This is a genomic window from Streptomyces sp. NPDC104096, assembly GCF_055584385.1.
On sequence record NZ_JBVJMD010000004.1, the window covers coordinates 52,209 to 74,996 of the forward strand.

The 22,788-nt window shown below is 72.8% G+C and carries 20 protein-coding genes; 7 read left to right on the forward strand and 13 right to left on the reverse strand.

Annotated elements, in window-relative coordinates:
* Positions 1-400 precede the first annotated feature (400 nt).
* The 6 genes from ACZ60B_RS06445 to ACZ60B_RS06470 all read right to left on the reverse strand — a co-directional run bounded on the left by ACZ60B_RS06445 (position 401) and on the right by ACZ60B_RS06470 (position 7,305).
* Entirely contained in the window at positions 401-1,195 is a 795-nt protein-coding gene (locus ACZ60B_RS06445; protein ID WP_469384709.1) for a lysophospholipid acyltransferase family protein, read from the reverse strand.
* Complete coding sequence (locus ACZ60B_RS06450; RefSeq protein ID WP_469385058.1) at positions 1,195-1,962, reverse strand: GNAT family N-acetyltransferase; 768 nt, start codon at positions 1,960-1,962, stop codon at positions 1,195-1,197. Before ACZ60B_RS06450 ends, ACZ60B_RS06445 begins: the two co-directional genes overlap by 1 nt.
* Positions 1,963-2,115: 153 nt before the next feature.
* Positions 2,116-3,615 (reverse strand): glycosyltransferase family 39 protein, encoded by a 1,500-nt coding sequence (locus ACZ60B_RS06455; protein ID WP_469384711.1) that lies wholly within the window; start codon positions 3,613-3,615, stop codon positions 2,116-2,118.
* 323 nt (positions 3,616-3,938) lie between these two features.
* On the reverse strand, positions 3,939-4,688 hold the full coding sequence (locus ACZ60B_RS06460) for a succinate dehydrogenase/fumarate reductase iron-sulfur subunit (protein WP_351610372.1): 750 nt from the start codon (positions 4,686-4,688) through the stop codon (positions 3,939-3,941).
* The gene (locus tag ACZ60B_RS06465; RefSeq protein WP_469384712.1) at positions 4,685-6,631 is read right to left on the reverse strand and encodes a fumarate reductase/succinate dehydrogenase flavoprotein subunit; all 1,947 of its coding nucleotides are present in this window, start codon (positions 6,629-6,631) and stop codon (positions 4,685-4,687) included. The genes ACZ60B_RS06460 and ACZ60B_RS06465 overlap by 4 nt, the downstream gene beginning before the upstream one ends.
* A gap of 2 nt (positions 6,632-6,633) precedes the next feature.
* Positions 6,634-7,305: a succinate dehydrogenase gene (locus tag ACZ60B_RS06470; RefSeq protein WP_469385061.1), complete on the reverse strand. Its 672-nt coding sequence runs from the start codon at positions 7,303-7,305 to the stop codon at positions 6,634-6,636.
* Between the two features lie 131 nt (positions 7,306-7,436).
* Here ACZ60B_RS06470 and ACZ60B_RS06475 point away from each other — a divergent pair, with 131 nt between their 5' ends.
* Entirely contained in the window at positions 7,437-8,321 is an 885-nt protein-coding gene (locus ACZ60B_RS06475; protein WP_469384714.1) for a LysR family transcriptional regulator, read from the forward strand.
* A gap of 30 nt (positions 8,322-8,351) precedes the next feature.
* Here ACZ60B_RS06475 and ACZ60B_RS06480 read toward each other — a convergent pair whose 3' ends face one another.
* The 4 genes from ACZ60B_RS06480 to ACZ60B_RS06495 all read right to left on the reverse strand — a co-directional run bounded on the left by ACZ60B_RS06480 (position 8,352) and on the right by ACZ60B_RS06495 (position 13,016).
* Entirely contained in the window at positions 8,352-8,738 is a 387-nt protein-coding gene (locus ACZ60B_RS06480) for a nuclear transport factor 2 family protein (RefSeq protein ID WP_469384716.1), read from the reverse strand.
* 51 nt (positions 8,739-8,789) lie between these two features.
* Positions 8,790-10,925, reverse strand: a complete 2,136-nt coding sequence (locus tag ACZ60B_RS06485; protein ID WP_469384718.1) for a putative bifunctional diguanylate cyclase/phosphodiesterase — start codon at positions 10,923-10,925, stop codon at positions 8,790-8,792.
* Positions 10,922-11,734: an SAM-dependent methyltransferase gene (locus ACZ60B_RS06490; protein ID WP_469384719.1), complete on the reverse strand. Its 813-nt coding sequence runs from the start codon at positions 11,732-11,734 to the stop codon at positions 10,922-10,924. Before ACZ60B_RS06490 ends, ACZ60B_RS06485 begins: the two co-directional genes overlap by 4 nt.
* A 349-nt stretch (positions 11,735-12,083) precedes the next feature.
* Entirely contained in the window at positions 12,084-13,016 is a 933-nt protein-coding gene (locus ACZ60B_RS06495; RefSeq protein ID WP_469385062.1) for an SCO0930 family lipoprotein, read from the reverse strand.
* A 494-nt stretch (positions 13,017-13,510) separates the two neighbouring features.
* Here ACZ60B_RS06495 and ACZ60B_RS06500 point away from each other — a divergent pair, with 494 nt between their 5' ends.
* The 4 genes from ACZ60B_RS06500 (at position 13,511) to ACZ60B_RS06515 (ending at position 15,489) form a co-directional block, all read left to right on the forward strand.
* Positions 13,511-13,651: a hypothetical protein gene (locus tag ACZ60B_RS06500; protein WP_469384721.1), complete on the forward strand. Its 141-nt coding sequence runs from the start codon at positions 13,511-13,513 to the stop codon at positions 13,649-13,651.
* Positions 13,652-13,787: 136 nt separating this feature from the next.
* Positions 13,788-13,916 (forward strand): hypothetical protein, encoded by a 129-nt coding sequence (locus tag ACZ60B_RS06505; protein ID WP_375976498.1) that lies wholly within the window; start codon positions 13,788-13,790, stop codon positions 13,914-13,916.
* 17 nt (positions 13,917-13,933) lie between these two features.
* Positions 13,934-14,698 (forward strand): bestrophin-like domain, encoded by a 765-nt coding sequence (locus ACZ60B_RS06510; RefSeq protein ID WP_469384724.1) that lies wholly within the window; start codon positions 13,934-13,936, stop codon positions 14,696-14,698.
* Between the two features lie 236 nt (positions 14,699-14,934).
* Positions 14,935-15,489, forward strand: a complete 555-nt coding sequence (locus ACZ60B_RS06515) for a hypothetical protein (protein ID WP_469384725.1) — start codon at positions 14,935-14,937, stop codon at positions 15,487-15,489.
* Between the two features lie 17 nt (positions 15,490-15,506).
* On the opposite strand, the gene ACZ60B_RS06520 is transcribed toward ACZ60B_RS06515, so the two are convergent.
* On the reverse strand, positions 15,507-15,989 hold the full coding sequence (locus ACZ60B_RS06520; protein ID WP_469385064.1) for a hypothetical protein: 483 nt from the start codon (positions 15,987-15,989) through the stop codon (positions 15,507-15,509).
* An 871-nt stretch (positions 15,990-16,860) separates the two neighbouring features.
* On the opposite strand from ACZ60B_RS06520, the gene ACZ60B_RS06525 reads away from it, so the two are divergent.
* A complete protein-coding gene (locus ACZ60B_RS06525) occupies positions 16,861-17,535 on the forward strand; it encodes a class F sortase (RefSeq protein ID WP_469384727.1) in 675 nt (224 codons plus the stop codon).
* A gap of 30 nt (positions 17,536-17,565) precedes the next feature.
* Here ACZ60B_RS06525 and ACZ60B_RS06530 read toward each other — a convergent pair whose 3' ends face one another.
* On the reverse strand, positions 17,566-18,420 hold the full coding sequence (locus tag ACZ60B_RS06530) for a polysaccharide deacetylase family protein (protein ID WP_469384729.1): 855 nt from the start codon (positions 18,418-18,420) through the stop codon (positions 17,566-17,568).
* A 90-nt stretch (positions 18,421-18,510) separates the two neighbouring features.
* Positions 18,511-21,789 carry a bifunctional lysylphosphatidylglycerol synthetase/lysine--tRNA ligase LysX gene (lysX, locus tag ACZ60B_RS06535; RefSeq protein ID WP_469384731.1) on the reverse strand — a complete coding sequence of 1,093 codons (3,279 nt, stop codon included), beginning with the start codon at positions 21,787-21,789 and terminating at the stop codon, positions 18,511-18,513.
* Between the two features lie 471 nt (positions 21,790-22,260).
* Here lysX and ACZ60B_RS06540 point away from each other — a divergent pair, with 471 nt between their 5' ends.
* Positions 22,261-22,722: a universal stress protein gene (locus tag ACZ60B_RS06540; protein WP_469384733.1), complete on the forward strand. Its 462-nt coding sequence runs from the start codon at positions 22,261-22,263 to the stop codon at positions 22,720-22,722.
* Positions 22,723-22,788: the final 66 nt, after the last annotated feature.

Consider the following 22,788-nt stretch of genomic DNA (forward strand, 5'->3'; position numbering starts at 1 on the left):
ATCCCTGCATGCGCGCCGGTCAGGGCACCCCGCCCCTCCCCCTCGCCCGGCATCCCGGGTCGCAGCGCGCCCCGGTCCGGGCGGGGCGGGGCACGGGGGCGCGAGGGCGCCAGGCAGGAACGGCGGCTCCGCGCTCACGCGTCCCGCGCGCCCGGCGGGTCGCGCGGCACCCGCCCGGCACGCCGAAGAGCACCGGCCGACACCGTGGCGCGGGCGCGGGCCGGCGCCACGGCACCGTGTCCGGCGCGTGGGACGGCGGGACGGGACCGCGTCCGATCCCGTCGGCCGTCCGGGATGCACGGCGACCGTCACGAACGACCGCTGCCGCGAGGGCGCGCCACCGTCAGGGGTGCGCGCCACCGTCGGACGTGCAGGCCGCCGCCGGGCGCGCCCGCCGCCGTCAGGGATGCCCGCCGGCCCGTACGCCCAGGCTGTGTTGCGCCGCGCGGGCGAGGGCGCGGCGGTCGGCCGGCGCGCCCGCGGGCAGGGCGGGCCGGACCTCCACCTCGGCGATCAGCCCGCGCGCCGACACCACCCGCCACACCGAGGCGAGCAGCGAGTCGTCGCCGACGTAGGCGGGCGCGGTGCTGGCCGCTCCCCCGGCGAACCGGTAGCGGATGTGTACGGGCTGGACCGCCGCCCCCGCGTCGAGCGCGGCCTGGAAGGCCGCCCGGCGGAAGTCGCCCTGGGCCCGGCCGCACCAGGTGCTGCCCTCGGGGAAGACGGCGACCGCCCCGCCTGCCCGCAGGACGTCCGCCATGCGGGCCACGGTGTCGGGCAGGGCGCGCAGCCGGTCGCGGTCGATGAACAGCACGCCGCCGCCCGCGGCCAGCGGGCCCGCCACCGGCCACTGCCGGATCTCGGCCTTGGCCAGCATCCGGGCGGGTCGCACGGCGGCGAGCAGCGGGATGTCGAGCCACGAGATGTGGTTGGCGACCAGGAGCAGCCCGCCGGCGGGCGCGGCGGGGCCGGTGACCCGGATCCGCACCCCGGCGGCCCGTACGATCCACCGGCTCCACCGGCGTATCGCCTCCGCGGGGATCCACCGGCCCAGCGGCAGCAGCGTGATCCCCGCGAGCAGCAGCACGATCATCGCCGTCGTCCGCAGCACGGCCCGCGGTACGGCGGCGGCGGAGCCCGTCGGCTCCACGCACGCCCCGGGGGTGCAGGGCGCGCTGGGCAGCCAGACGCTCATCAGGCCGGGACGAGCGAGAGGAAGTGCCGCAGGTAGCGCTCGTTGACCCGGCGCATCGACAGCAGCACGTACAGGTCGGCGACCCCGAAGTCGGGGTCGTGGGCGGGCTCGGCGCACACCCAGGCGCCCAGCCGGAGGTAGCCGCGCAGCAGGGCGGGCAGTTCGGTGCGCGCGGGCGGGGTCAGGCCCGCGGGTGGGGTCCAGGGCCGCAGCGGCCGTACCCGGAACTCCTCGGGCGCCAGGTGCTTCTCGCGCACCCGGTCCCAGGTCGCCGCGGCCAGCGCGCCGCCGTCGGCGAGCGGGACGGAGCAGCAGCCCGCCAGCCACTCGTGGCCGCGCTCGACCATGTAGCGGGCGATGCCGGCCCAGATCAGGCCGATGACCGCGCCGTCCCGGTGGTCGGGGTGCACGCAGGAGCGGCCCACCTCGACCAGTCCGGGCCGGATCGAGGCGAGCGGCCCGAGGTCGAACTCGCCCTCGGAGTAGAGGCGTCCGGCGACCGCGGCCCGCTCGGGCGGCAGCAGCCGGTAGGTGCCGACCACCTCGCCGGTGGCGCTGTCCCGTATGAGAAGGTGATCGCAGTAGGCGTCGAAGGCGTCCACGTCCAGGCCCGGCTCGGGGCCGTCCAGGCGGGCGCCCAGCTCGCCGGCGAACACCTGGTGCCGCAGGCGCTGAGCGGCTCGGACGTCGTCCTGGTCGCGGGCGAGCGAGACCAGATAGCCGGATCCTCCGGCCGGGGCGGCCACTGCGGGGGGCGAGGCGGGCATGGCGGTCATGACGGTCTCCTGTGCCGGGCTGAAGCGTGAGGACATCTGCACCTCACTTCTTCCGCTCCAGGCTGGCCTCGACGTGTCCTGTGCGGGGCCCGTGGATGTGCGGCTGCTGAATGACCGGTTCTTTGCGTCCGGAATACCGCCGCGTCACTTCGTCCGCAGCAGCAGGGCCACCGTCAGTCCACCCGGGCGGTCCGCGCCGTACGCGGTGTAATGGGCGCGCAGGGCCGCGGCCTGGAGCGGCGGCAGGCCGTCGAACGGATCCCTCTGGTCGCCCATCACCACCAGCCAGATCCGCTTCTCGCCCCGCAGGCACTTCTCCGGCTGCGGACAGTCGGTCGACAGCAGGTCGTCGCGGCTGACGGCCGGCTCGGCGAGGAAGACGTCGCGCAGTGCCAGGTCGCGGGGCAGGTAGTAGCGGACGCCGAGGGGGAACATGCCCGCCTCCTCGTCCCGGTCGTAGACGATCGCGTCGCCCCGCGCGTAGTACCGGCTGATGGTCCGGGCGGCCGCCGCGTAGTCGGGGCCACCGGTCCAGTAGTGCGCCAGCGGTTCGCCCAGGGCGAGTTGTTCGGGCAGCGTGAGCACGGCGAGGGCGGCGAGCACCGAGGCGATCACCGGCCGGGTCCGGGCGGCCGCCGCGAGCCCGGCTCCGGCCAGTACCGCGAGGGCCGGCAGGGTGAACAGCATGTAGCGGAAGTAGAAGTACGACATCCCGCCCTGGGACACCGTCCAGATCACCAGCGGGGGCACCAGCGCCGAGACCGCGCAGAAGGCGACGGCGTCCCGGCGCTGCCCGAACGCCAGCGCGACGAGCAGCATCAGCGCCCCGGCGCACAGACCGGAGTAGAACAGCTGCGACCAGATGTCGACCAGGCCCCAGCCCTCCGGCCGGGCGATCCAGGAGCTCTGCCGGCCGGTCTGGGTGCGGCCCAGCAGGACCAGTGGGGTCAGCGCGGCGGCCGCGGCCGTGACGGCGAGGCAGAAGCCCCACCAGCGGCGGCGATCCGGCCGGCCCCGCAGGGCCACCAGGACCGGATGCGCGACCAGGCAGGTCAGCGCGATCAGATGGAACAGTCCGACGGCCAGCACCGCCAGCGCGTAGAGCGCCCAGCGTGCCGTGCTGCGCGGCCGGTCCAGGGCGCGCAGCAGCAGCAGCGCGGCCAGGGCCACGGCCAGCATCACCAGGGCGTACGGGCGGGCTTCGTGGGCGAACCGGCCCACCCCCGGGATCAGGGCGAACAGCAGGCCGCCGGCGAGTCCGGCCCGGCGGCCGAACAGGCGCTGCCCGATCAGCGCCACACACGCCGCCGTGGCGGTCATGGCCAGGGCCGAGGGCAGGCGCAGGGCGGCGGGCGAGTCCCCGAACAGGCGGGTCCAGCCGTGCAGGAGCAGGTAGTAGGTGCCCACCACGGCGTCCACCCGGCGCACGGTGGCGAGCACCTGTTCGACGCTGCGTGCGGACATGTCCCAGCTCGTCAGCTCGTCGCGCCCGAGCAGGGGTTCGCCGATCCGGTACAGGGCGGCGACGAGGGTGGCCAGCGCGGGCCACAGCCACGGACCGCGCAGGGCGGCCGGCCGGTCGTGCCGTCCTGCGGGTGCCTGGGTGTCCCCCGTGGCGGGGGCGGGAGGAGAGAGGAGTGCCATGCCGACAGCCATAGCCGCGCGGCGGTGCGGGCCGCCTCCGCGACCCGCCCGACCCGGTGGCTTTCCCCTGTTCGGCGTCGGTCCCGGCGGGGCCGGGTGGCGGTGCCGTGACCGGCGGGTGACCGCCGGTTGCCTGACGGGTGCCTGGCGGGACCGGGGATGAGCACCACTCCCGGTCCCGCCCGTCCGCACCCTGTCGGCGAACGTCTCTCGGCCGCCCGCTCCGGCCGGTCCGTGACCCGGGCCCGTCGGTACGGGCCCGTCGGTACGGGCCCGTCGGCACGGGCCGGTCCTGGGCCGGCTGGCGGCGGGCGGCGGGGCGCTCAGCGTCCCGCGGCCCTGCGGGTGGCCCGCAGCCACTCCCGGTTCATGCCGGTGATGGACATCAGCGGGATGCCCTTGGGGCAGGCGGTGGCGCACTCCCCGGTGAGGGTGCAGCCGCCGAAGCCCTCGGCGTCCATCTGCGCGACCATGTCCAGGACGCGGGTCTCCCGTTCGGGCGCGCCCTGCGGCAGGACGTTGAGGTGGTTGACCTTGGCCGAGGTGAACAGCATGGCCGCGCCGTTGGGGCACGCGGCCACGCACGCGCCGCAGCCGATGCACTCGGCGTGCTCGAAGGCGAGGTCGGCGTCCGGCTTCGGCACGGGGGTGGCGTGGGCCTCGGGCGCGGCGCCGGTCGGTGCGGTGATGTAGCCGCCGGCCTGGATGATCCGGTCGAAGGCCGAGCGGTCCACGACCAGGTCCTTGACGACCGGGAAGGCCGAGGCCCGCCAGGGCTCGACGTCGATGGTGTCGCCGTCCCGGAAGGACCGCATGTGCAGCTGGCAGGTGGTGGTGCGCTCGGGTCCGTGCGCGTCGCCGTTGATCACCAGGCTGCACGCGCCGCAGATGCCCTCGCGGCAGTCGTGGTCGAAGGCGACGGGGTCCTCGCCCTTGAGGATGAGTTCCTCGTTGAGGGTGTCGAGCATCTCCAGGAAGGACATGTCGGAGGAGATCCCGTCCACTTCGTAGGTGGACATGGCGCCTTCGGCGTCGGCGTTGCGCTGTCGCCAGACGCGCAGGGTGAGCTTCATGCGTAGCTCCGCTGGGTGGGGTGGACGTACTCGAAGACCAGGTCTTCCTTGTGCAGGGTCGGGGGCTCGCCGGTCGCGGTGAACTCCCAGGCGGCCGCGTAGCCGAACTCCTCGTCCCTGCGGGCCGCTTCGCCGTCGGAGGTCTGGGACTCCTCGCGGAAGTGGCCGCCGCAGGACTCGGCGCGGTGCAGGGCGTCGAGGCACATGAGTTCGGCGAGTTCCAGGTAGTCGACGACCCGGTTGGCCTTCTCCAGGGACTGGTTGAACTCCTCGCCGGTGCCGGGGACCTTGATGCGCCGCCAGAACTCCTCGCGGATCTGCGGGATGCGCTCCAGGGCCTTGCGCAGACCGGTGTCCGTACGGGCCATGCCGCAGAACTCCCACATCAGTTCGCCGAGTTCGCGGTGGAAGGAGTCCGGGGTGCGGTCGCCGTCGACGGACAGGAGCAGGTTCAGCCGGTCCTCGGTCTCCGCCAGCACCTCCTGGACGACGGGGTGTTCCGCGGTCACCGTCTCCTGGTGCGGGGCGCGGGCCAGGTAGTCGTTGATGGTGGACGGCAGGACGAAGTAGCCGTCCGCCAGTCCCTGCATCAGCGCGGAGGCGCCGAGGCGGTTGGCGCCGTGGTCGGAGAAGTTGGCCTCGCCGATCGCGAACAGGCCGGGGACGGTGGTCTGGAGGTCGTAGTCGACCCACAGGCCGCCCATCGTGTAGTGCACGGCGGGGTAGATCCGCATGGGCACGGTGTACGGGTCCTCGGCGGTGATCCGGGCGTACATGTCGAAGAGGTTGCCGTACTTCTCCTCGACCTTCGCCCGGCCCATCCGCTCGATGGCGTCGGCGAAGTCGAGGTAGACGCCCTGGCCGCCGGGGCCCACGCCCCGGCCCTCGTCGCAGACGTTCTTGGCGGCGCGGGAGGCGATGTCGCGCGGGACCAGGTTGCCGAAGGAGGGGTAGATGCGCTCCAGGTAGTAGTCGCGCTCGTCCTCGGGGATGCGGTTCGGCGGCCGGTCGTCGCCCTTGGCCTTCGGCACCCAGATGCGGCCGTCGTTGCGCAGCGACTCGCTCATCAGGGTCAGCTTGGACTGGTGGTCGCCGGTGCGCGGGATGCAGGTGGGGTGGATCTGGGTGAAGCAGGGGTTGGCGAACAGGGCGCCGCGCCGGTGCGCCCGCCAGACGGCGGTGGCGTTGGAGTTCATGGCGTTGGTCGACAGGTAGAAGACGTTGCCGTAGCCGCCGCTGGCGAGTACGACGGCGTCGGCGAAGTACGTGTCGATCCTGCCGGTGACGAGGTCCCGGGCCACGATCCCGCGCGCCCGTCCGTCGACGACGACCAGGTCGAGCATCTCGGTGCGCGGGTGCATCTCCACGTTCCCGGCCGCGATCTGCCGGGACAGCGCCTGGTAGGCGCCGAGCAGGAGTTGCTGGCCCGTCTGGCCGCGGGCGTAGAAGGTACGGGAGACCTGGACGCCGCCGAAGGAGCGGGTGTCGAGCAGGCCGCCGTACTCGCGGGCGAAGGGCACGCCCTGGGCCACGCACTGGTCGATGATCTCGACGGAGATCTGGGCGAGGCGGTGGACGTTGGACTCGCGGGCCCGGAAGTCGCCGCCCTTGACGGTGTCGTAGAACAGCCGGTGGACGGAGTCGCCGTCGTTGCGGTAGTTTTTCGCGGCGTTGATGCCGCCCTGCGCGGCGATGGAGTGGGCCCGGCGCGGGGAGTCCTGGTAGCAGAACTGGACGACGTGGTAGCCCTGTTCGGCGAGGGTGGCGCCGGCGGAGCCGCCCGCGAGTCCGGTGCCGACGACGATGACCGTGTGCTTGCGGCGGTTGGCCGGGTTGACCAGCTTGGCCTCGAAGCGGCGCTTGTCCCAGCGTTCGGCGACGGGCCCCGCGGGGGCCTTGGTGTCGGCGACGGGTTCGCCGGTGGTGTAGTCGGTGTAGGTCATGGTCAGCTCACCACTCCGGTCATGACGCCCACGGGCACGGCGACGAAGCCGGCCGTGAGCAGCAGTGCGAGGACGTTCGCGACGGTCTTGAGGGCGCGGTCGCGGGTGCGGCTGCCGGCGCCGAGGGTCTGGGCGGCGCTCCAGAAGCCGTGCCGGACGTGCAGGCCGAGCGCGAGCATCGCGACGATGTAGACGACGTCGCCGTACCAGGTGGAGAAGGTGTCGACGACGTTCTGGTAGGGGTGGCCCTCCTGGAAACCGCCGGGGTGCACGGTGCCGGTGGTCAGGTCGAGGATGTGCCACACGATGAACAGGCCGAGGATGACGCCGCCCCAGCGCATGGTGCGCGTCGCGTAGCTCGCCCGGGGCTTCTTGTGCACGTACTTGCCGGGGCGCGCCCTGATGTCGCGGCGGCTGAGCTGGTAGGCGGAGGTGGCGTGGGCGACCACCGCGAGGACCAGCACGACCCGGACGAGCCAGAGGGTCCACTCGTAGTGCATGAAGGGCTCGCCGACGGTGCGCAGCCAGTGGGCGTAGTGGTTGAACTCGCCTGCCCCGAAGAAGATCTTCAGGTTGCCGATCACATGGGCGACCAGGTACAGCAGCATGATCAGGCCGCTGACGGCCATCACTGCCTTCTTACCGATGGAGGAGTCCCACACGGTGCGTGCCAGTGACGCCCGTCGGTCCGTCCGCGTTGCCAGAGCCATGGGTCCTGACGTTAGGGCCGAAGGTCCCGATCGGTCCAAGACATGGTCCACCTCGAATCCATAGCGTGTGACTATCGATGGGTTATCGTGGAGGTATGCAGTTCCAGCAGCTTCAGTACTTCGTGGCGGTCGCCGAGACCCGGCACTTCACCCGGGCCGCGGAATCCGTCCATGTGGCGCAGCCGTCGCTGTCGCAGCAGATCAAGGCGCTGGAGCGGGAGCTGGGGGCGGATCTGTTCCTGCGCGCCCGGGGCAACATCACGCTCACCGACGCGGGCGAGGCGCTGCTGCCGCTGGCCCGGCGCATCCTGGCCGACGCGGACACCGCGCGGCACGAGGTGCTGGAGCTGTTGCAGCTGCGCAGCGGCCGGGTGCGGCTGGGCGCGACCCCGAGCCTGTGCACCGGTCTGCTGCCGGACGTGCTGCGCGCCTTCCACGACCGCTATCCCGGCGTCCACCTGATCATCGAGGAGAGCGGCTCGCACGACCTAGTGCGGGAGCTGGCCCGCGGCGCCCTGGACCTGGCGCTGGTCGTGCTGCCGCTGCCGACCCCGTCGCCCGCGCTGACCACGGTGGAGCTGCTGCGCGAGGACCTGGTGGTGGTGTCGTCGCCGGAGGCGGACCCGCCCGGCGGCGGGCGGCAGACGGTGCGCGTGGCCGATCTGGAGGGCGAGCGGCTGGTGATGTTCCGGCACGGCTACGACCTCAGGGAGCTGACCGTGGCCGCGTGCCGCGTCGAGGGGTTCGAGCCGGACTTCGCGGTGGAGGGCGGCGAGATGGACGCGGTGCTGGGCTTCGTACGGGCCGGGCTGGGCGTCGCCGTCGTACCGCGCATGGTGGCCGCTCGCGCCGGGCACGGGCTGCGGGTGACCCCGCTGGCCCAGCCGGGCCTGCAGCGCACGATCGCCCTGGCCCACCGCAGCGACGTGGCTCCGCCGCGGGCGGCCCGCGAGCTCCAGCGGATGCTGCTGGAGCGGTGATCGGGAGCGCGTCCTGGCCGGGAGCGCGTCCTAGTCGATCTCCGGCGGCACCGGGGTGCCCTGGTGGTAGTACATGCGCCAGCCCGTCTCCGCGTCGCGCCTGCGCCACAGGGAGGCGCGCCGGGCCCGTACCCCGTCGAACTCGGTCTCGAAGGTGAGGTGCACCAGGCCGGGCGCCAGGACCACTCCGGTGAACCCCGACGCCCGGTAGCGCGGACCGCCGGCCGAGCTGCCCGGCTTGTCGGGCAGCCCGGCCACCGTCTCCTCGTACGTGTAGCGCCGCCCGGAGGCGCCGACCTCGACGAACTCCGGGTCGAGCAGCCGGACGGCCTCGGCACGGGAGGAGCGGACGGCCGGGTCCAGCAGGCGCAGTTCGCCCGCGATCGCCTCGTTCACAGCGTCTGAGTCATCGATCACGCGCCGATGCTCACACGTGGACCCGGTGCCCGCGCAACCGGATTACGGCGCTCACCCCGTCGCGTCCACCAGCGCCAGCTCGTGCAGCCGCTCCGGCGGGCCGGGGCGGGCGTAGTACCAGCCCTGGGCCGTGTCGCAGCCCAGGATCCGCAACTGCTCGGCCTGGGCGCCGGTTTCGACGCCCTCCACGGTCACCGCGAGGTCCAGGCTGTGGGCGAGCGAGACGATCCCCTCGACGATCTTCAGATCGACGGGGTCGGCGGGGAACTGCTGCATGCTCTGGGTGAAGGAGCGGTCCAGCTTGAGGATGCTCACCGGCAGCCGTCGCAGGTTGGCGAGGTTGGAGTAGCCGGTGCCGAAGTCGTCCAGCGCGATGTCGACGCCCATCTCGGCCAGTCGGCGCAGCGGTTTGAGCAGGTCGTCGTCCGCGCCGATCAGCGCCGACTCGGTCACCTCCAGGCAGAGCGCCTCGGGGGCGACACCGGTGCGCTCCAGGATCTCGACGGTGTCCTGCACCAGGCCGGGGTGGGTGAGCTGGCAGGGCGAGAGGTTGACGTTGATGCGCAACGGGCCGCTGTCGGCGTGGCGTTCGTGCCACCGGCCGGCCTGCCGGACCGACTGCTCCAGCACCCAGCGGCCCAACGGGACGATCAGGCCGGTGTGTTCGGCGAGCGGGATGAACCGGTCGGGGCCGAGCACGCCGTGCTGCGGATGCAGCCAGCGCACCAGCGCCTCGGCGCCGTGCACGCTGCCGTCCCCGAGGTGGACCAGCGGCTGGTACTCGATGAAGAACTCGCCCCGCTCCAGGGCGGCCGGCAGTGCCGTGGTGAGCCCGTGCCGGGTGATGGCGCGGGCGTCGGCCTCCGGGTCGGCGAGCTCGAAGCGGTTGCCGCCCGCGGACTTGGCCCGGTACATCGTGATGTCGGCGCTGCGCAGCACCTCCGCCGCGCTGCGCTCCTGGGCCGCGCCCTCGACCACGCCGATGCTGCCGCGCACGGTCAGCTCCCGGCCGTCGACGCTGATCGGGGCGACCAGGGCGTTCATGATGCGGGCGGCGAGCTCGTCGACCTCCCGCTGGGTGTCGGGCCCGGTGGTCAGCGCCACGAACTCGTCGCCGCCCAGCCGCGCGACCATCTCGCCGGGCGCGGTCGCGCAGGACTGGAGGCGGTCGGCGACCTCGACGAGCAGCCGGTCGCCGGCCGCGTGGCCGAGGCTGTCGTTGATGGTCTTGAAGCCGTCGAGGTCGAGGTAGCACAGGCCGAAGCGCTGTCCCGGACCGGCGCCGAGCACCTTCTCCAGGCGCTCGAAGAACAGGGTGCGGTTGGGCAGCCCGGTGAGCGCGTCGTGCGTGGCCTCGTAACGCAGCCGGAGGTTGAGCAGGCGGCGCTCGGTGGTGTCCTCCATCAGCGCCAGCTGGTACTGCGGTGCGCCGTCGGCGTCGCGCAGCAGGGAGACCGTGAGGTTGGTCCACAGCACCGTCCCGTCGGGGCGGTAGTAGGCCTTCTCCACGTGGTAGTGCTCGCGGTCGCCGCGCACCAGTTCCTCGTACAGCCGCCAGACCTGGGGCGCGTCCTCGGCGTGCGTCCAGTCCCGGACGTTGCGGCCGCGCAGCGTCTGCTCGGAGCCGCCGAACATGCGCAGCATCGCCCCGTTGACCTCCAGGACGTTGCCGTCCAGGTCGGCGATGCTGATGCCTATGGCCGCGCCTTCGAACACGGCCCGGAAGCGCGCCTCGCTCGCGTGCAGCGCCTGGGCGACCACGCCCTGCGCCTGGAGCGCGGCCCGGGCGATCGCCTCCTGTTCGGCGAGCGTGCGGTCGCGCAGCGCCTGCGCGTACCCGGCGGCCATGGCGTGCTGGAGCCGGGAGGAACGGGTGCGCAGGTCCTCCCGGGAGCCGTCGCCGCCGCAGTAGAGCACGAGGTAGGCGTCGACGCAGTCCAGCGCGCGGCTGAGCGCGTCGGGGTCCGTGCAGTGCGCCGCGACGAGGGCGGCGCCGACCGCCTTGCCCTCGGCGGCGTCGAAGGTGCGGGCCCACAGCGCGTGGCTCAGCCGCCTGGCCAGCGGCAGCAGCAGTTCCTCGAACTCCGGCCGGGTCAGGGACGTCGAGGTCACCGGGTACACCGCCCGGCTCCAGATCGTGGCGAACCGCCGCAGTCTGTCCTCCGGGCCGTCCGGTTCCGCGGTCACGCCGTACGCCCCACGCCCGCGAAACCGGAGAAGGCGTAGGGGTCGTCGTCCTCCGGCGCCGTTTCCGGACGCCACCGCGGCATCGGCACCAGTCCCGGTTCCACCATGTCGTACCCTTCGAAGAACCGCTCGATCTCGTTCCGCGAGCGCATGACCAGCGGGTTGCGAATGTCCTTGTACACGTCCACCGCGCCCTCGGCCCGCTCCGGCGGCAGCGGGATTCCCTCGTACGAGGCATGCGTGAGGATCAGCAGGCTGCCGGGCGCGAGGGCCTCGCGCAGCTCCGCCACCGCACCGTACGGGTCGTCCGTGTCTTCCACGAAGTGCAGTATGGCAACGAGAAGCAGCGCCACTGGACGATTCAGGTCGATCAGCTGCCGGACCCGAGGACTCGACAGGATCTCCTGGGGCTTGCGCAGGTCGGCGGCGACCACGTCCGCGTCGTCGTTGCCCGCGAGCACCGCCTCGCTGTGCGCGACGGCCACCGGGTCGTGGTCCACGTACATCACACGCGCGCCGGGGTCCGCGGCCTGCGCCACCTCGTGGACGTTGCCGTGGGTGGGGATGCCGGAGCCGATGTCGAGGAACTGGGTGACGCCCTCGGCGACCGCGAAGCGCACCGCGCGGCGCATGAACGCCCGGTTCGCCTGCATGATCCTGGGCAGTCCCGGCATGAACTCCATGGCCCTGCGGGCCGCTTCCCGGTCGACCTCGAAGTTGTGCGAACCGCCCAGGTAGTAGTCGTAGATGCGCGAAACGCTCGGCACCGAGATGTCGATGCTCCGTGGGGCCCAAGCGGGACGCTCCATCCAACCCTCCAAGGCGTGGACGATCCGGTGTTCGAGCTGAGGCTACTGATCGCCCGCCAAAGGAGCGAGCGGAAACGGAAATTGACCGTCCGTTCCCGGTCACTGCCTGCGGCACGTGCCGGAGGGAGGTCCGGCCCGCGCCGCACGAAAGGTGCCCGAGACACTGCCGAAGAACTCGGGCAGTTCCGAAGGTTCCTGAGAATCATGAAGGTTGATCAACCGTCAGGGAAACTCGGCGTTAAGCACATCCACCGCGCACGACGATCCGCCCCCTCCGTGCGGCCGGAGGGGGCGGATCTGGGTCGCGCGCGTCGTCGGGCAGCAGCGATCAGCCCTGGGGAGGTGATCCCTACTGCTTCGGCGCGCCGACCGGCTTTCCGTCGGGAGCCACCGCGTACCACGTACCGCCGACGCCCTGACCGTTGATGTCCCCGGCCGCCTTGTCACCGGAGAAGGTGTAGATCGGCCAGCAGTTGACCGTCTGCTGCTTGACCCCGTCGGACCGGGTGAAGCTCATCAGGCCCTTCTTCACGACACCCTTGGTGTCGTTCGCGGAGACGGGCGCGACCGCCGGCCACTTCTCCAGGCAGGCCCCGGTGCAGTTCGACACCGGCTTCGGCCACGCCTCGTCCTTCATGAAGCGGTAGACCGTCATGCCGTTCTTGTCGACGACGATGTCACCCAGGGTGGGGTCCTTGCGGACCGACAGCCCGGCCAGGCTGGCCGACTTCGCCTTCTTGCCGTCGGGGGCCAGCGCGAACCACTTGTTGCCCACGCCCTGACCGGCGGTGTCCCCGGCCTTGGTGTCCTTGGCGTAGCGGTACGCGGGCCAGCCGTTGACGGTGAGCTGCTTCGTGCCGTCGGTGCGGGTGACCTCGCCGAGCAGCGCCTTGTCGATGCCCTCGCCGGCCGTGGCGTCGTCCGCCGGGACGGGCGGCCAGGTGGTGGCGCAGTCGCCGTCGCAGTTCGACTTGGGCGGCTCGGCGGTGTCCTGGTCGAAGCGGTACAGGGTCAGACCGGTGCTGTCGGTGAGCACCTTGCCGAGCTGCGCGTTGTCGGACACGGTGAGCTCGCCGGCGGTGGCGGTCTGCGCCGCCGGGTCGTTGTTGGAGGTGTCCGCGCCGAGACCGGCGCCCGCGCTGCCGTAGCTTCCCGCCGCGGCCGTGGCCCCGACGTTCTGGCTGGCGGCCGGCGTGCCGTTTTCCTGGCCGCACGCCGTCGTCAGCGCCAGCACGGACACAGCGCTCGCCACGAGAGAGGCGCTCCGCCAGGAGGTCTTCATCGTCAACTCCCCGATCATCCACATTGGGTGCCGCGACTCCCTGTGAGCCGCCGCACGACACTGGGTACGCACGGGCACGGGGGTTGTGTTCAGCCAGAGCGCGAAATTCTTTCCGGAGCCTGTGTCCCGCCCCGCCCACCTCGTACGCGCGTACGTCCCGACCGCCCCGCCCCGGCGGGCCGCTCAAACCGCCGTACGGCACCTGTCCCTCCTTCGGGGCAATCCTCGACCGGTCCCGCGTGTGCGTCCCCGGCAGAGCGAATGATCTCCGTCGTGCAAGGACCCGAACCGACCCGATCCACCTTCGTCACAAGGGTGTTGGCCGTTGTCACGCTGGTCTGGACGCTGGTGGGCGCGCCGGTCGGCACCGCGGTGGCCGACGCCTGTGCGTGGGCCTCGACCGGCCCGGACGGCATGGCCGCGGTGGCGGTCGCGGGAGGTGGCACCCACGCGGCGGCGGTCGCGGGAGGCGGCGCCTGGCCCACTCCCCCGTCGTGCCCGGTGCCGTCGCCGACGCCACCCCCGCCACCTCCACCCCCGCCACCCCCGCCGCCCCCTCCACCACCTCCGCCGCCGCCACCACCACCGAAGCCCACGCCCGTCCCGACCCCGGCGCCACCGAAGCCCCGCCCTGAACCACCGCCCCCTCCGCCACCGGCACCGCCCGCGCCCCGGCCGCGGCCCGTCCCGCCGCCACCACCACCGGCCCCCGCCCCGGCGAGGACCCCCGAGCCGCCGCCGAAGCCCACCCCGCGTCCCTCCGTGACGCCCGTGAGCTATCCGCGCCACCACTCCGCCCCGCCGCCGCGGCCCGCCCGCGACACCACGCCGCCCGTCGTCTACGTCCTGCTCATCACCGTGCCCGCGCTCGTCGCCGTCGCCGCGCTGCGCCCCCGCTGATCCTCTGGAGGCACCTCTTGCCGGAATGGCTTGTTCTCACGCTCGCGATGGCGGCCGCCTGTGCCGTGGTGGTCGTGATCACCCTGGTACGGGCCCGCAGAGCCCCCGAGGACGAGGACCCCGACGAGACACCGGACGTCATCGAGTACATGACGATGTGGATCGGCGTGGTCTACGCGATCGTCCTGGGCCTGGCCATCGCCGGTGTCTGGGAGGCGCGCAGCGTCGCCCAGGACCATGTGCAGGCGGAGGCCCAGGCGCTGCACGAGATCTCGGAGCGGGTCCGGGCATATCCCCCCGATGTACGGGACCGGATCCGGGCGGACGTCAACACCTATGTCGGACACGTCGTGACGACCGAGTGGAAGGCGATGGCCGAACACGGGGACGTCACGGACCGGGGTACCGAACTGCTGGGACGCGTCCGCGCCGACGTCACGGACTACCAGCCGAAGAACGACTTCGAGGCCCAGTCCTACCAGCCCCTGCTCGACCAGGTCGCCGCGGCGGACCAGGCCCGCAACGCCCGCGCCGACTCCACCGGGTCCACCATGCCGGGCGTCGTGTGGTTCGGGCTGCTCATCGGGGCCGTCATCACCATCGGCATGGTCTTCGCGCTCCAGATCCGGCGTACCGCGCGGGAACTCGCCCTGGCCGGGATGTTCTCGGCGCTCATCGCCTTCCTGCTCTTCCTGATCTGGGACTTCGACTCGCCCTACAGTCGCGGCGTCGCCGCGACCGCGGAGCCGTTCCTGCACCTGTTCCCGCACACGGGCGGCTGACGGGCCGTACCGGGGAGGAAGGGGACGCCCGCGGCCTGCCGCGGGCGTCCCACGGACACCGGCGCACGTCCCGGTCGCGGGCGGAGATCCGCCCACTCGGTCCACACGGTTAACCCGTTCGCACTACTGCGATCGCGGGGGCATCCGTCCGTTCCTAGCGTTTCGGTCATCGAGGTGCATTTTCGGCTCAGGCGGAACAGGTCCGCGGCTGCTCCTCGGAGACCGGAGGATCCACCATGCGCGCGATACGCGTCGCTTCGGCCGCCCTGCTGGGCGTCACCGCCGCACTGGCCCTCTCCGCGCCGGCCGTCGTCGCGAGCGACGGCGACAGCGGCCACGGCGTCACGCCGTTCGGTTTCAGCGTGCTGCCCCGGAGCATCGCGCCGGGCGGACAGCTCACCCTCCAGATCGACCGCGACGGGAGCGCCTGCCGGGGTACCGCCACGGTCGCCTCGGGGGCCTTCGACACGGTACGGATCCCCGCCGGGCGTCCGTCGGCCGTGACGACGGTCGACCGGGCCGCGCGGGCCGGGGCCGTGCACCGGGTGACGTTCACCTGCGACGGGGTGAGTGGGTCCACGGACCTGACCATCGCCGCGGGCGGGCCGGACGACACCGGCCTCACGCCCGTACCCGTGCAGCAGGTGCCGCGGGCCGTCCAGGCGGGCGAGGGCGGCAGTGTCGCCGGCTTCGACCTGAAGGAGATCGCTCTGGGCGCCGCGCTCATCGCGGGCTCCATCGGCACGGCGTACCACCTCGGGCGCCGCCGCGAGAGCGAGGACGGCGACTGACGGTGGGAGGCCGCCGGTCAGACGCGCTTCTCGGCGCGGCGCCGCATCCAGAACACCGCACCGCCGAGGCCGGCCGCGCCCACGAGCCCGCCGCCGATGGCCATGTCGGTCGGGGTCGCGCCGATCGAGATGCTGCCGCCGACACCGCCGCGGACACCGCCGATCACGGTGAAGGCCGCCGGGCGGGTCAGGGTCCGGCCGTTGCAGTCGACCGTGATGTCGTACCGGCCGGGCCGGACGTTGTTGTCGATGGTCGCGACGCCCCTGGCGGTGTCGTTGGTGCCGTTGAGCGGTCGCAGCGGGCTGTTGCGGAAGGCGCGCGAGGCCATGACACCGCCGTTGCGGCAGCCGTCCACGGTGACGGTGAGCCGGCCGCCGACGGGGACCACGCCGGGCTGGGCGATGATGTTCCGCGGCCCGAAGCCGTTGTTGTTGCCGAAACCGACGTTGTTGCCGACGCCGTTGGGGCCCCAGTTGTTGAGGCCCCCGTTGTTCCCCAGGCCGTTGTCCGGGCCGAAGGCGTTGTCGGGACCGCGGCCGTTGTTGCCGAGAACACCGTCGTTTCGACCCGGACCGAAGTCGTTTCGACCCGGACCGAAGTTGTTGTTCCCGAAACCGTTGTTGGGGCCGAAACCGTTGTTGGGGCCGAAGGCGTTGTTCGGGCCGAAGACATTGTTCGGCCCGAAGACGTTGTTGGGCCCGAAGACGTTGTTCCGGCCGAAGCCGTTGTTGTTCCCGAAACCGTTGTTGGGGCCGAAGACGTTGTTGGGGCCGAAGACGTTGTTGGGGCCGAAGCCGTTGTTGGGGCCGAAGCCGTTGCCCCGCCCCGGGCCGAAGTTGTTGTTGGGGAAACCGCCGCCCCAGTTGTTGCCCGGTCCGATGCCGCCGATGCCCGGTCCGATGCCGCTGACCCCACCCACGCCGTTCGGGGGGATCCCGCCGCTCCCGTTGCCCATCCCGTCCGCGAAGGCCGCGGGGACTGCGAAGCCGAGGACGGCGACCGCAGTGGCCACGGCCGCCAGGGCACGTGAGTTTCGCATGAAAACCTCCGCGGACGGCGCCCCGGGACCCGTCCCCGGTCGATCGGCGAGAAAGCGCCTCCTGGTACGACCCTCGGACGCACCGCACGCGGCCGCATTTCGGGAATGGTCCGTCCCGGTGAGGCGACACGCCGACGGAAAACCTCACAATCTGATGTTGCCGCAGGTCATTGACCGTCAGAAATTTCCCGTACGGCGCCGACCCGGATGGCGCACCCCGGACCCGGCGCCACCCGTTCGCGCGTGACTCGTCGCCGCTTTCGCATCCGGGACTTAGCGTTTACGCAGGCGCGAACGACACGGCGACGGCCGGGTCGAGAGGGGATGGCGAATGTCTGCGTACGAGCTGTCCGAAGTGGCGGAAGAGGAGGAGCGGCCCAGGAAGCGCGCGCCGTGGGGTGTGATGGCGCTGGTGCTGCTGACCGGGCTCGCGCTGATCCGCAACGGGTCGGGCGAGTTCGACGTCGGACCTCCGCAGCCCGCAGCCGCGGCGGGCACGAACAGCAGCGGTGTCGCCCGGGGCGCGTTCGGCCTGGCCCCGGACCCCCTGCCGTACTCGGTGCCCGACCGGGTCAGGATCCCCGCGATCCAGGTGAACGCGCCCGTCACCTCGGTGGGCCTGGACACGGACGGCTGGATCGACGCGCCGACGCCGGACAACCCGAATCTGGCCGGCTGGTTCACCGGCGCCGTCTCGCCCGGCGAGAAGGGGACCGCGGTGATCGTCGGCCATGTCGACAACCAGCAGGGTCCCGCCGTGTTCTACGGGCTCGGGGCGCTGAAGAAGGGGAACCGCGTCGAGGTGGGGCGCCGGGACGGGAGGACGGCGGTCTTCGAGATCTACGGCATCGAGGTGTTCGAGAAGAGCAACTTCCCCAGCGACCGCGTCTACGGCTCCAAGGGCACCCCCGAGCTGCGGGTCATCACCTGCGGCGGTGGCTTCACCCAGCAGAACGGCTACGACGGGAACGTCGTCGTCTTCGCCCGCCTGGCCGAGGTCCGCTGAGCGCTCCCCGGTCGGGCGGGCGATCGCCGCTCACGCGTACTGCCGGCGCGGGACCGTGATGTGGTAGCCCGAGTCCAGCAGTCGCGGCAGATAGTCGCGCAGCGCCTGGACGGTGTGCGAGCGGTCTCCCCCGGCGTCGTGCGAGAGGACCACCACGCCGGGCGCGGCACCGCCCTCCACCCGGTCGACGATGGCGCGGGTGCCGGGGACGGGATCGGTCCAGTCGCGGGAGTCGACCGTCCAGGCCAGCGGGTCCATGCCGAGTTCGGCGCCGAGCTGGAAGGCGGCCCGGTTCCAGGCGCCGTAGGGGGCGCGGAACCACAGGGGGCGCTCGCCGTAGGCGTCCTCGATGACATCGCAGGTGCGCTCCATCTCGGTGCGGATCCGGGAGCGGGTGAGCCGGGTCAGCAGGGGATGGGTCCAGGTGTGGTTGCCGACGACGTGCCCCTCGTCGGCCATCCGGGCGAGGAGGCCCTTGTTGGCGACGGCCATCTCCCCGCAGACGAAGAACATGGCGCGTACGTCGTACCGGCGCAGGGTGCTCAGGATGCCGGGCGTGTAGCGGGGGTCGGGTCCGTCGTCGAAGGTCAGCACCATGGTGCGGCCGCGTCCGGACACACTCAGCAGGGGTTCGTGGCGCACGAGGGTCCGGCGGGGCGCCGCGCGCGGGACGCCGTAGCCGGTCAGGGGTTCGAGGCGGTAGGCGGAGGGCTTCGACGCCAGTCGGCGGGCCGGGGCGCCCGCGGCTCCGGCCACGGGTCCGGCCGGCTCCTCGACCGTGTCCGGCGCGAGCAGACCGGCCGCTCCGGCCACTCCGACCGCGCCCAGGGCGACGGCACCGGCGAGCAACGCGCGGCGCCGCGTGATGATCTGATCCTCTTTCATGATTTATCAGTCGCACGGGTGGCACCCGGTGCGGCACGAGGACACCTCAGCGGCGGCAGGAATGCACCCGTACGGTCGAGCGGGCCGGGTTCAGCGGCGGCGCACCAGGGGGAACGGCAGTGTCTCCCGGATGGTCAGGCCGGTGAGGAACATGACCACCCGGTCGACGCCGATGCCGAGTCCGCCGGTCGGCGGCATCGCGTACTCCAGGGCGTCGAGGAAGTCCTCGTCCAGTTCCATCGCCTCGAGGTCTCCCCCGGCGGCGCGCAGCGACTGCTCGGTGAGACGACGGCGCTGCTCCACGGGGTCGGTCAGTTCGGAGTAGGCGGTGCCGAGTTCGGTGCCGAAGGCGACGAGGTCCCAGCGTTCGGCGAGGCGCGGGTCGGTGCGGTGCTGCCGGGTCAGCGGGGAGACGTCGGTCGGGAAGTCCTTGTAGAAGGTGGGCAGTCGGGTCCTCTCCTCGACCAGCCGTTCGTACATCTCCAGGACGATGTCGCCGGGGCCGTCGTCGGCGGTGTACGGGACGCCGGCGCGGTCGCACAGCCGGCGCAGTCGGGGCGGTTCCGTGCCGGCGTCGACCTCCTCGCCCAGCGCCTCGGAGATCGCGGCGTGCACGGTCCTGACCGGCCACGGTCCGGAGATGTCGTACTCCGTGCCGTCCTTGTGGGCGACGGGCCGGCCGAAGGTGGCGGTGGCGGCGCCCTGGATCAGTTCGCGGGTGAGGTCGAGCATCACGTCGTAGTCGGCGAAGGCCTGGTAGGCCTCCAGCATGGTGAACTCGGGGTTGTGCTTGTGGGAGACGCCCTCGTTGCGGAAGGTGCGGCCCAGCTCGAAGACCTTCTCCAGGCCGCCGACGCACAGCCGCTTCAGGTACAGCTCGGGGGCGATGCGCAGATACAGATCGAGGTCGTAGGCGTTGATGTGGGTGGTGAACGGGCGGGCGTTGGCGCCGCCGTGGACCTGCTGGAGCATCGGGGTCTCGACCTCCAGGTAGCCGCGGTCCAGCAGGCCCTGGCGCAGCGCCTGCACGGCGGTGGAGCGGGCCCGCACGACGTCGCGGGCGGCGGGGCTGGTCACGAGGTCGAGGTAGCGCATCCGGACCTTGGCCTCGGGGTCGGCGAGGCCGTGGCGCTTGTCCGGCAGCGGGCGCAGGCACTTGCCGGTGAGCTGCCAGGAGGTGACGAAGACGGTCGGCTCGCCGCTGTCGCTGCGGCCCGCGCGGCCGGTGACGGTGATGTGGTCGCCGATGTCGGTGTCGGCGGTGAACCGGTCGAGGGCGGGACCGGACTCCGCGCGGGTGAACGCCACCTGACGGTCCGCCGACCAGTCCCGCAGCACGGCGAAGACGATGCCGCCGAAGTCCCGCACCAGCATGACCCGGCCCGCGACGGTGACCGGTCCGTCCGGGGGCAGGGCGGCGAGGGTGTGGGTGCGCGGCGGGACGCCGACCGGGTAGGGGTCGGTACCGACGGCACGCAGCCGGTCCAGCTTCTGGTGCCGGACGCGAACCTGCTCGGGCAGGCCCGCGTCCGGGCCGGCCGGCCCGGCCTCGTCCCCTCCGTCGAGACCGAGCGCCGACAGCGACGGCAGCCCGTACGTGGTGGCGGGCCGCCGCGCGCCTTTCGGGTGCCCCTTTCCCCAGAGTTTGCGCAGCGAGGGTACGGAGACGAAGCCCTCGGCGATGCCGGAGGCGAGGCCGATCCGGGCCAGGGAGGCGGCGTCCCCGTAGCAGAGGAAGCGCGGGTACCACTCGGGGCGGTACTTGGCGTTGGAGCGGTAGAGGGCCTCCAGCTGCCACCAGCGGGAGAAGAACAGCAGCAGCCCGCGCCACGCGCGCAGCACCGGTCCCGCGCCGATGCGGGCGCCCTCCTCGAAGGCGGAGCGGAACACCGCGAAGTTGAGGGAGATCCGGCGCACGCCCAGCTTGGGGGCGGCGGCGCACAGTTCGGCGACCATGAACTCCATCACGCCGTTGGGGGCGGTGCGGTCACGGCGCATCAGGTCCAGGGAGATGCCGTCGTCGCCCCAGGGCACGAAGGACAGCAGGGCGAGCAGCCGCCCGTCCCCGCCGATCGCCTCCACCAGGAGGCAGTCGCCGTCGGCGGGGTCGCCGAGGCGGTCCAGGGCCATCGAGAAGCCGCGTTCGGTCTCGGTGTCGCGCCAGGTGTCGGCCTTGTCGACGACCTCCTCCATCTCCGCCTCGCCGAGGGTGGCGTGACGGCGGACCCGGCAGGTGGCGCCGGTGCGCCGCACCCGGTGGGCGGCCTGCCGGGTGACCCGCATCTCGCGGCCGTCGAGGTCGAAGGAGGCGGGGTGCACGATCGCCTCGTCGCCCAGTTGGAGGGCGCCCAGACCGGCGCGCGCGTAGGCCTTGGCGCCGTCCTCGGAGGCGCCCATCACGGCGGGGGCCCAGCCGTGGCGGCGGGCGACGTCGAGCCAGACGGCGATGGCGTGCGGCCAGGCCTCGCGGTCGCCCACGGGGTCGCCGCTGGCCAGGCAGACACCGGCCTCGACGCGGTAGGTGACCGCGGCCTTGCCGCTGGGCGAGAAGACGACGGCCTTGTCGCGGCGGGTGGCGAAGTAGCCGAGCGAGTCGTGGGCGCCGTAGCGGCGCAGCAGGGCGCGGATGCGCGGCTCCTCGTCGTCGTGCAGGGCGGCTTCCAGGCGCTGGGAGCGGAACAGGGTCGCGGCGGCGTTCAGCAGGGCGAGGGCGCCGAACAGGCCGAGCAGGAACGACACGACGTGGGGCGGCCGGCCGGCGAAGGAGCGGGCCGAGACCAGGCCGCCGAGGACGCGGGTGGCGGACCAGGCCAGGTGCTGGCCCTCGGGCAGGGTGCCGGGGAAGAGGGACACCAGGCCCCAGCCGGCCAGGATCGCCACGGCGAGCCCGGCGACCAGCACGGCGAGCGCGCGCCGTACGGCGCCGCGGCGGGAGGCGGCGTAGAACTCCCCGCGGGCGGGGATGAGGAGGATCAGCGCCAGGCCGCACACGACGAGGGACGGCAGGGACGCGGCGTAGAGGCCGACGGCCACGCCCAAGGCGTCGGTCAGGACCAGCAGGCCCAGGTAGACCACGACCAGCCACCAGGCGATCCGTTTGCGGGCGCCGGTGGCGGCGGCCAGCAGGAACAGGAAGACGGCGTAGGCGAGGTTGGCGCTGACGGGGACGGTCAGCAGGTCGAGGAACTCTTCGACCGGGTGCAGCAGCACGCGCAGCGGCGGAATCAGGGCGAGCAGGGCGCAGAACAGGCCCAGGACGCCGAAGAAGGTCGCGAAGGCCTCGGGCACCCTGCCGAGGAAGCCGCCGACGGGCGGCCGTATCGGGCCCGGGGCGTCCTCGGCCGGGGCGGCCTCCACGGGGGCACTCATGTACCGACTGTAGGAACAGCCCGCCCGCTCCGCCCGTCGAGAGCCCGGTCCACCAGACACCGGGAGCCTCCCGGGAGGGCCCCGGACCACCTGCCGGGAGGGCCCCGGCACGCCTGCCGGAGGGGCCCCGGCTCTCCCACCGGGAGGCCCGCGGACCGCTCCGCCAGGAGGCCTACGGCTCGCTTGTCAGGAGCACCCCGGCCCGCCCGCCGCAAGGCCCAGGGCCGTCCTGCCGGGTAAGCAGCGGGCCGCCTGCGGGAGGCGCGGGGCGGTCTTGCCGGTCGTACTCGCGTCCGGCCGCCGGGACGGCCGGCGAACCGCCTGCCGGGAGGCCCTGCGGCCCGCTCGGGCGAGTACGGAGCGCCTGCCGGGAGGGTCTGCGGACGGTCTCCGGTGGGTGTGGGCGCCGGGTGCCGGTCCGGGTTCGGACCGGTCGGGGGTCGGAGCGGGTGCCTCCGATAGCCTCGAGACGTGATGGAACAGCACTCTTCCCGGTTCGAGCGGGGCACCGACGGGCCCAAGGTCATCGTCGTCGGGGTGGACGGCTCCGAATCCTCGCTCCGCGCCGCGGCCTACGCGGGCGGTCTGGCCAGGCGCCAGCACGCCCTGCTCGCGGTGGTGTACGTGCAGCCGGTGATGGCGGCGGGCGCGGCCATGGGAGTCCCGGTGACGGAGACGACCGACGAGATCGCCGAGGACCTGGTCGGACAGATCCGGGAGGCCGCCGAGCGGGTCAAGGGGATATTCGACGTGCGCTGGGAGTTCCACACGTTCCGCGGCGACCCCTACGGCGGCCTGGTCAAGGCGGCCGACGACCTCAAGGCGGACGCCGTGGTGGTGGGCGCCTCGGAGCAGGCCGGCCACCGGATCGTCGGCTCCGTGGCGGTACGGCTGGTGAAGGCGGGGCGCTGGCCGGTGACGGTGGTGCCGTGACCGGTCCGGTGCCGGTGGTGCCGTAGCCGCTCCGGTGACGCCGGTGCCGTAGCCGGTCCGGCAGGG